Here is a 9,744-nt window from a genome sequence, read left to right as displayed (position 1 = left end):
TGTAAGAAAGCTCTACTGCCATCTTCCTGAAGGATTCATCAAACATTCGTCTGCTCATATAATCAAATTTAAAAGTTTCTTTCTAAATCTGACGACTAAATTCCTCCAGTCAAATGTAGCAACTCCACTAACTCGTTTTGTTCTCTTTCATCAATAACTATTTCATTTATGTCTTCAACAATAGATTGCATAAGTAAGTCACTATATTTTTGGACGATTTTTCTCAACTTTACTTTTGAATCACCTTTCGTTTGGATATAATCTATATGCTGTTTTAATGCACTAACGGCTATTTCCAATTTCTCGGTTCCGTAGTTTCTTAGTAAAAGGAAAAGTAGGTCATCGAAAAGCTGTGCACTCAGTGTTCTTGTAAATACCTCACCAAAAAAGAGCTTTGGGAAAATTTGCCCTAAAATCATCTGAGCTGATCCCTTATTAATATTTGTCTTTTTTATTAATAGTTCTATTCCATCTGATTTAGATATTTCCTTATTTGCTATAGCAATTCCTATGTTGAAAATTTCTTGGTGGGTATAATTCATTATTACGAATTTATATGTTTATGTATTTCATAATTATTTTTCACCAATTCTTGAAGTAAACCGATCAAGTTGTATATTTTACACATGCCATCTTGCGATTATTATTTTATTTCAATTATTTTTTCCGTGTCAAATAAGTAAACTTTGACCCTATCTCTGTATTCATTTCTGTAAGTGTTCATTTGATTTTCCATAAATATTTTTGCACTGTCAAATAGTTCAGTTGTCCTAGCAGATGCAATAATGAAACAATCATTTTTTGGGGCTTTAATCAATAGTCGCATTTTGCTAAAGTCTCCAGCGATTTCTTCAATGTCTGCCTTATATCTAAAGTATTTGAGTTCAATTGCTAAAGCTTCATCATCGTATTTATATCCTTTTCTGTTCGTTGATGGATCATAAGTTATTTTAAGTTTCTCCCTGTCAAAAGCAGTTATATCAACAAAGTAGGTTGAGTTGGTTTCGTAGGTGTCGTACCAAGGGCTTTCTGTATTAACCGTGATATTGTCACTGAGTTTCTCACTTATTTTATTTGATAATGAAGTTTTCAAGTCGCTTTCGGTTAGGAGAATTAGTTGTCCTATCTTAAAACTCTCAGCAATTTCTTTAGTTGATTCTATTACTTGGGTTGTCCACATAATCTCTATTTTTTGTACTCAGTTTGATGTTTGCACGGACACACATAAAATGAGCGCTAACTTCTAAATGTACGCAACAAATTCTTTGCGAAATTTTTGATTACGATTCGTCAAAGAGTTTTTAGTTAGTTTAACAACTACATATTTTGAGTGCTTTTTATCCGTTTTTAAACCGATTATAAGCATTTAGATTGGAAAAATTGAAGATGAGCATGTTTATTAATTTAGTTCAGCAAGATATCAAATTTCATTTAACATTGCGTATCCAAAAAAATAATCAATTTGTATATTTAAGGGGGGGATTAAATTCTGGATATTTCAACGGCATCTGTTCAGATATTAGCCCTTATAGAGATAGTAACATTTACCTCTACTTTAAGAGGGCTGCTTCTTATTAACTACTATTTGAGCTGCAATATTTAAATAGTTTTCTGATCATTTATTTTTAAAAGAAATTCTGCAATTTGTTGTGTTTCATCTTTTGAAAACACTGGTTTAAAATAGTTTACATAGCTGAGTAATTCATTCAATTTGACAACTTTAACATATTGGAATTCGCCTTGCGGTCTGGTACTAATCAGAACGATTACATTTTTAATTGAAATTTTTTTTTCACCCCAGTGATGTTTACCTAAATTTAGATGAAAATTTCCGATGTCATTATTAAGAAACTTAAATAAAATAAAACTTACCCTTCTGATCTGATTAACTGGTGACCGCAGGTTTAAATTTTCAATTGATTTTTCGCTCCAATTTTTTGTTTCAATAATAAATATTCCTGATGGCCCTACAAGTATATGATCAATTTGCACTGACTTAATATATTCGTTATCTCTTTTGTTATAGATTGCATCAAAAAAGGTAATGTCAAAATCATTAATCAAATAATAATCGTCAGATAGGGCTTCTAATGTTTTTACAACTTTCTGTTCACCCAATGCACCATAGATGTAATTGCTTGATTCATCAATCACTGATTTCTTTCTATCAATTTCTGATAAATCAGTTTGGGCACTTTCGTTGACAGCTTGATTAAATTTTGTTTCTATAAACTCTAAACGATTCTTTTTGACTTGTTGAATCTCGACAAGATTTTTAATTGATTTAATAATCTCCTTATCAAAATCTCGCTCTTTGTTTTGAAGTATTTTTTTGTTACTCCATCCTATAACGTTCTTTTTTAGTTTCGCAAATAGGTTTTCTGGTTCTTCATTTTTTGAAAGGGCTACTTGTTGTTTAAGATTTTCAATTTCAACAATTAATCTTTGCTCCGCTAATTTCTTTTCAGTTTCTATCGTCTTGTTTAAATGCTGCAAATCTGTATTTAGCAAATTTTTCTCATCCTCAATAAGTTTTTCATGTATTGAGATTAATTGTTTTCGGATAGTGGTATATGAACTTTGAAAAGTCATGACTTCTTTTAGGGATTTGAAATCACGAATGTTGTTCTCCTCTAAATGTGATTTTAAAGTAGCAAGCGAACCAATCATATTATATGTTCTACACATTTAGTCTGCCCGTTGCTAAAAGAGAGGATTATTATTAAATATCACATCAAATTGAATCATGCGTTATAGGCTGCCGATATGTAGTTCAATTAATTCTTCTATTTTGTTAAACGGCACACAAATAGAGAAACCGGAATTTGCAACTTCAATATTTTTAATGCGTTCTCTACTGTTATACCACGTAGTCTCATAAGGTATATACTGCGAAACCAATCCAATAACTCTAAAATATCCATCCTCTCCTTGTTCAATTATAGGTCCACCTGAATTACCTTGATATGATGGACAATCGATAATAAAAGTTTCTTCAAAGATGTTTACACCAGAAATGATACCTTTTCTGATAAGGGGTTTTCTGCTGTCAAAATATTTATTATTTGCCAATCCTAATGATGTGGGATAGCCCATGAGATACACTTCATTTGCAATACCGATTTCAGTAATTCCTCGCGTTGCTTCAATATCAACCGAAGTAATATGTTTAGTACTTTCTTCAATTATAGTTACATAATTCTCCAATTTTAGCGTCGCAGGTCTTTTATGATCACCTGTTTCATGTTTCAAATGAACTTCGGACTTAGTAAGATGTTGGTTTTTACCTAACAAGAGAACACATACGTCCGCATTTTCAGACTTAAATATTTTTGCTTCCGTCAAGTCAACTTCAAAAGTAATTGTTCCATTGCCTAACGGTGACGATGGACAAGTTGCAACTACTCTTTCTCCATATAAATTATCGTTTTCGTCATAAAAAACGTGCTTTGCAGATACGAGTAAATTAAGGCCTTTATATTTCAGTCGAAATCCTGAACCTTTTGATTTCCCCTGATCAACAGAAAGTAGAATTGAATAAGAAAAATTATCTTGATTTATTTTCATTTATGTACTATCTTATTATTATTTTATAATTTATCACCCTATGAAATAATGAATTGAAAAATATTCAATTAATCAGCCATGTTGTCATAATTGTATGTGTTTAAAATGTTTATAATCTATGTTTTAGCATTTCGTAGCATTTAATTCACAGCTTATTGCTAGATTAAAAGGATTGTTAATTTATTTCAACAAGATATTAATTTCTTTAAAATTGAATCAATTTATATATTAAAAGGGAAGTTTCCTATTTTGGATATTAAAAAATATGGAGAGATGTTTAAAAGTTAATTCTCATAAAAATGAAGGAGCAATGTTCTTTTCTTTTGCGAGGGGCATTTTTTAAGAAAAATTAAAATTAGCCTGGGTGATTAACCCAAGCTAATAAATTTACATCATGCATTCATCGGCAAAACTGTAGTAACCGTAATTGCTAATTATAATATGGTCGCAAACTTCTATATCTAATAATTTCCCACCATCCTTTAATCTCTTTGTTAAAACTATATCTGCATTACTAGGTTGTAAGTTTCCACTAGGGTGGTTATGACTTAGAATTATTTTGCTGCTGTTAGTTTTCAGTGCTATCGCAAAGACTATTTTTGGGTCAATTAAAGTTCCACTTACACCACCTCTAGAAATATCGGCAATTCCTAAAACTCTATTGCTAGTATTTAACAAAATGATTTTAAATTCTTCTACTAGTTCGATTCTATTAGAATCCCATTGTTGCTTTAAGAGGGCATAACCCTCTGAAGATTGGCTAATCTTAGGCCTATCTGTAATTTTGTAATCTGCTTTATAGCTTACTTTTACTTCAGCTACTTTAAATTGAGTTTCTTGTGCCATAAAAATATTTAATTAATTATGGTACTTGAGCAAGCTTTCAACTCAACTAAATCAAGAAGCAACGGAATAAATAGATGGTGTGGGAGGTGGTGTGTTTATGCCGGAATTTCTTGAAATGTATTGAGTTGAAAACTTATATTTGTGTAATATTTAATAGAAGATTGACTTTAAAGTAATGATTCAAGCTCTTATTCTAAATCTTTTAAGTTTCTAGTTGGAATAATGTTATCGGAAACTTTTGAGACGGTATCAAAACCAGGTTTGGGACTACCAGTATGATGTTTAGCCCAGCAAGCCTTAATCAAATATTCCGTATCTCTCAATTCACTTCCATTCATAAATAGCGATGAATAATTGTTAATTAGGTTTTGACATAGGTCTCCTAAATAAAAGGAATTTTTGTCGATTTGTTCGATATAATTTAAAATAGAATCCTTCCAACCTTTTGGATGGGTAGAGCATTCCAATAAGGCAATTATATGTTGAATATTCGGATCAGGGAATTCTAGCATGTACTTTCTTATCAAGAGTATTAGTTTGTCGGAAAATATATCGTCTTTATACCAAAGGTTGAGATTATATGGCATAGAGGTAATAACCGTTTTTAAACACTCATTGTATTCTTTTGGAAAGTCTTCAGTTAGTTTAAATCTTGCACCACCCACTCCGCCAAAGCCGTTCTTAGCTAGCATCGGAGCTATCAAGAACAAAACCCTCATGGTTTCCTGCCAACCTGAAAATATCTTTTCAATCAAATCCTCCTTTAATTTGCTTGAAATAAACTCGCTATTTCTTAAAGCCCGCGAAGCTGACTTTGTTAAATCCATTAAGTTTTTAACTTCATATTCTTCAAGAAAATTGTTTAGTGTTTGACTATAAGGTTTTACTGTATTATAATTTTTATCTGCAACTACATCTTTTATCTCATCAGGTAGTTTGGAATTCTGAACATTTTCAATCAACTGTTCTTGAGTGACCCCTATCTTTGTTTCATTCAAAGACCACTTGATATCCTCAAACGGATTATAGTCTTCATTTACACCAACTTTTGCATGAACTGTTTTGGATAATGTGTCAAGATCTTTTATCAGCATTCTAGCTACATCCTCCCTTGCACCATCAATTCCCGTATAAAATTCTATTATTTCAGGAAAATATAAAGAGTGTTTTTTTTTAAACATATACTCCGAAAACGATTGTGAAATTTTCATTCTAAGTGCTGCAAAGTAGTATATCCAATATGAAAATCTAAACCTTAGGTTTCCATTTAATTGAACCAAGATTTGGTTATTTTTTAGAACACTTAATAAATCATAAGTATTAGTGGTATTGTAATTCTCTTTGCAAAAAGGGGCGCAAATGTCATGAAATTGAGATTCTGTGAAATAATCTTTATTATTTGTTAAGAGATGCTCGCAGAAAAAACCAATTATAAATCTGCAGTTTTCTTCATCTAAAGTATTGCCATAGAATAAGTTACCAGGATTGTCGAAAATTACCTTTAAAACATGATTGAATACTTTAGATCGATTAATTGGACGTTCTTCAAAATTATCCAAAAATGCAATAAGAATTTGAAGACAGTTTATTGGTGTTCTATGAATATTTAAATCAATTAGGTCTACATCCAATCTGTCAACAACACGGTTTTCCTCACCTATTTGATTATCAATGTTTAAGTTTCTAACAATGCTCCGTATCCCATGTCTTTTTAATTCACATAAATATAATTGTTCAAAACCCTCATGACTTTCTTCGGAATCAAGTCCTTCTAAGATTATGTTGTCATGAAAATTCGAGAAAATTATTATATTGGAATCAGGAAATTTTCTCTTAATGTTTTCAAGTATTTTATGAGATTCTTTTAAGGTGTTTTGCCAGTTGTCTAATAGTAAACAGCTGATTGAATCAAGTTCATATCCAAAATCAGTCAGAGCATCATCTAGATCTGAATGATATTTACTATATGTCCAGTTATTAGCATCAAGATATAACCATTTTTCTTTTTTGATTTCCCACGCTTTTAGGGATAAGTACTTAGCATAACATGTTAGTCCAAATTGTGGTGCAGCAATAATCTGATAATTCTTTGGCCTATTGATTAAATTGATGTAATCAAGACTTTCTAAATCCTTTTTCTTTCCAGAACTAGGAGAATTTAATTTAAGTGTTCTCTCAACCCAGTTTGGAGTGATTGAATAAGACTTCATCGATTTTTGCAACTTATTATGAAGTTTTTGAAGTATGATGTCTTGCGTTGATGTTTCAATTTTAGTAAAATTCCGAACACCATTTTCTGAACTTGAAAATTCTTGGCCAGACATAAATTTCCTTTGCCTTTTTACCCATTGTCGATATTCAATGGAGTCTATTTTTCCATCCTCAAAACTTAAAATAGAATAGCCATTTAGATCAGTTTTATCTGAAAATAATTGTGGTGAGCCTAATTTTATAAGTCCATGGTTTTCGGAGATATAGTTGTGATCAAGTTCTTGCTCATGAATGTGACCAGAAATTAATATATCAATGTCATTTATCAACATTGATTTAATCTCTGACTTTGCGAACGTTGATAAATGTTCAAGTGGATGGTGCATTACAAGAATTTTCGTTCTGCCAGAATTTTCTTGAATCCAACTATTTAGACCTGACGTCTCAATTTTTAATAAGCCCTTATCTTCAATCCCATTAAATCCTCCATAACAAAAAAGAGAACAGTTCAAAAAGTAAATAGATATCTCAGGAATAGGGTTTTGATAATATCCTAATAGATTAAAATTTGGTAGATGAAGTTTTTCTCTACAGAAATTAGCATAGTAGGAAAATTTCTTAACTATGAGATTTTCTTCGGTTTTAATGAAGTTGTTAAATTCAGTTTCACTGATCTCTTTAGATACTATTTTGTTATGTTCATCAAAATTCTCCTGAACTATTTTTCGATTCAAATCATGATTCCCTGGCGAAGCATAGATATTTCTTATTGGTACAACCTTCGTTAACTTAATTATAAAATTGTCGTAGAAGTCATTAAAAATTTGGTCTGAATTTCCTTTATTTACCAAATCTCCAGAGATTATACAATAGGTATTTTCTCTATCTTTCGTGTCGATTTTATTATATAAATCTGTAAAGAAACTCGAAATTACTAATCCTTGGTTTTCTGGTTCATTTTTTTCGAAGTGAATATCCGAAATATGAATTATTTTAATTTTATTCATAAAAGAGAGCTATGCAACATCTGATCCTTAGCTTTGGAAGAAACATAATGAATGCGTTTATTTGAGATTTTAGTGGAAACCAAATATAGAAATACTGGCGAGAAAAACTTGTTATAAATGAATGTAATTTGTGATTACTGATCTAATTATTTTTGAGTTCGAGTGATCCTTGCTAGTTTTTTCAGTATAGCAGTTTTCGGCTTCACTGTTACATTTGGTGAATTTAACCTATTACTATTGATGGGAAGTACGGGAAACCGTAGTAGGATTTATTGCTCTAGAGATTTGTCAAGCATTATCCAAAAATTTGATTAATTCTTTTATTTAAGGAGTAGGTTATAATTCTGGATATTTACGGATAGAAAAATTTTAAACTTTTGCCCATTTAAATCTATTGGAAAACTTCCCTCTACCTTTACGAGGGGTAATTACCAATCCAATTCCTGAACAAAAGTCTGAATCGCAGCACTATTACGAATCCTATTTTCAAAACCAATATTTAATGGACTTCGTATTTAATCACGTATATCTGGAAATAACTGATGTATAATTTAGGTTACCACGAGTAAATTACTTGTGATTTTGACGTTAACTCAATTACTTTTCCAAAGTGAAAAAATAAGCAGATGCATTAACATGTATCTGCTTATTAATAATATCCAGAGTTTTTGATTTTTCCTTAATTTAAGAGGCTGATTCTAATTTTGGATACTTGAAAAGTCAAGCATCAGTTGGACCTTACAAAGATGAGGGGAATTATTTCTCGATAATTTTAGGAGAGCCAAATTTCTAAATTTTAAGCCTCATAACTTTTACAAAACTGATTTTGGGAAGTGTTATTCTTTGGTTTTAGAGGTAATAATTGGAGCAAGTTCTTTTTTTAATTTTTCAAAATCTTCTTTACTCATCATATCAATTTCAGTTAATTCTTTGGCTTGTTTTAATTTAGCAATAGCTTCATCTCTAGTCATTTTTCTATTTTTCAACAAAAGTTCACCAGACTCAATAGCTAACTCTGTATCCATTGCACTTAAATACTTATTTATACCAAAAGCTCTACCATTTATTTCACCTAAAACGATAACGACATACAAAGGCTTATTTTTACTACCTCTATGATATGTTTTTATTTCATTGACAACAACAATAGTATTTTTTAGACTATTATCTGCCATACTTTGCGCATCCCCATTCATAGCAGACATTATACTTCCAAACCCAGCAGGTCTTCCCATTTGTATGAACTCGTAAGTTTTTTTAGAAGTACTTCTAGATTGTGCTACACCTCCTCTTGCTCTAGCACCATAACTGCCCGAGTAAGTCCTTGTGCTCATTTCTTCAGAAGTGGGCGTTCCTAATGTCAAAGTATCACCCAACTTTACACTATTCTTGCTAACCGTTACATACTCTTTTACTTGAACACCATTTTTAATTGAGCTGAAAAAATTAATGTCTTGGGTGTTTTCGTATGTTAATAAATCTATATTTTCTTGGGCATAAATGTTGATGCCAGACAAAAGAATAATAAAGAGCGTAATTGTTTTTTTCATAATCGTTGTTTAAGAGAATTAGTTTTTTGATAATTAAAATTTAGACGCTAAACTATAGCGCAAATTTGCCCAGGAGTGGGTAGATTGGCGATTGAGAGGAGCGTATTATTTATTAAGTTTAAAAGTATATAAAATTCTATAAATCATCAAATTGACTTCCACTTTTTATGATATTTCAATTTTGCTTTGATTTATGCGCCTAAAATTATGCTCACCGTCTGCGAACTGAGAAAATGTGTGAGAACTGGTAATTGCGTAGCAATGAGGTTCGATCTATGTCTTAACACAAGAGATTGGCGAGATATTTAAATAAATATCATGACAGTCGTGAAGCATTTTCGATTACGCAGGTGAGCTGAAAAGTGAAAAGCGATTAGATTTATCCAGGATGAAATGAAGTAAAATCCTAGATAAATATAGAGAAAGCTTTTATGAAGCAACCGCTTGCTCAAAAGAAAAACCATGACAGAATGAAATGATGGCGTGTTTGTTTTTCGTGAGCTTAGTCTTGCTGAATGCCTATCTTCCTACCTTAACCAACAACCTTAACCCAAGAACCACTT

Annotated in this window: 7 protein-coding genes; all 7 read right to left on the bottom strand. The window is 31.1% G+C overall.

Annotated features, from left to right (window positions below):
* Positions 1–95: 95 nt before the first annotated feature.
* A complete protein-coding gene (locus LUA86_RS03745; RefSeq protein ID WP_231459235.1) occupies positions 96–542 on the bottom strand; it encodes a hypothetical protein in 447 nt (148 codons plus the stop codon).
* A 101-nt stretch (positions 543–643) separates the two neighbouring features.
* Complete coding sequence (locus LUA86_RS03740) at positions 644–1,180, bottom strand: hypothetical protein (protein ID WP_231459233.1); 537 nt, start codon at positions 1,178–1,180, stop codon at positions 644–646.
* A 419-nt stretch (positions 1,181–1,599) separates the two neighbouring features.
* On the bottom strand, positions 1,600–2,670 hold the full coding sequence (locus LUA86_RS03735) for a nuclease-related domain-containing protein (protein WP_231459231.1): 1,071 nt from the start codon (positions 2,668–2,670) through the stop codon (positions 1,600–1,602).
* 81 nt (positions 2,671–2,751) lie between these two features.
* Positions 2,752–3,567: a trypsin-like peptidase domain-containing protein gene (locus LUA86_RS03730; RefSeq protein WP_231459229.1), complete on the bottom strand. Its 816-nt coding sequence runs from the start codon at positions 3,565–3,567 to the stop codon at positions 2,752–2,754.
* Positions 3,568–3,954: 387 nt separating this feature from the next.
* Positions 3,955–4,413, bottom strand: a complete 459-nt coding sequence (locus LUA86_RS03725) for a RadC family protein (RefSeq protein WP_231459227.1) — start codon at positions 4,411–4,413, stop codon at positions 3,955–3,957.
* 188 nt (positions 4,414–4,601) lie between these two features.
* Complete coding sequence (locus tag LUA86_RS03720; protein ID WP_231459225.1) at positions 4,602–7,631, bottom strand: metallophosphoesterase; 3,030 nt, start codon at positions 7,629–7,631, stop codon at positions 4,602–4,604.
* Positions 7,632–8,467: 836 nt separating this feature from the next.
* Positions 8,468–9,181 (bottom strand): hypothetical protein, encoded by a 714-nt coding sequence (locus LUA86_RS03715; RefSeq protein ID WP_231459223.1) that lies wholly within the window; start codon positions 9,179–9,181, stop codon positions 8,468–8,470.
* Between the last annotated feature and the right edge of the window lie 563 nt (positions 9,182–9,744).

The sequence above is a fragment of the Pedobacter sp. Leaf132 genome (assembly GCF_920984695.1).
Taxonomy (GTDB): Bacteria; Bacteroidota; Bacteroidia; order Sphingobacteriales; family Sphingobacteriaceae; genus Pedobacter.
Note: the sequence above shows the minus strand (reverse complement) of the source record. Positions and strands in the feature narration are given on the sequence as shown.

Coding starts and splice junctions, on each gene's coding strand:
- LUA86_RS03745 (WP_231459235.1), bottom strand. CDS start 542: ATGAATTATACCCACCAAGAAATTTTCAACATAGGAATTGCTATAGCA.
- LUA86_RS03740 (WP_231459233.1), bottom strand. CDS start 1,180: ATGTGGACAACCCAAGTAATAGAATCAACTAAAGAAATTGCTGAGAGT.
- LUA86_RS03735 (WP_231459231.1), bottom strand. CDS start 2,670: ATGATTGGTTCGCTTGCTACTTTAAAATCACATTTAGAGGAGAACAAC.
- LUA86_RS03730 (WP_231459229.1), bottom strand. CDS start 3,567: ATGAAAATAAATCAAGATAATTTTTCTTATTCAATTCTACTTTCTGTT.
- LUA86_RS03725 (WP_231459227.1), bottom strand. CDS start 4,413: ATGGCACAAGAAACTCAATTTAAAGTAGCTGAAGTAAAAGTAAGCTAT.
- LUA86_RS03720 (WP_231459225.1), bottom strand. CDS start 7,631: ATGAATAAAATTAAAATAATTCATATTTCGGATATTCACTTCGAAAAA.
- LUA86_RS03715 (WP_231459223.1), bottom strand. CDS start 9,181: ATGAAAAAAACAATTACGCTCTTTATTATTCTTTTGTCTGGCATCAAC.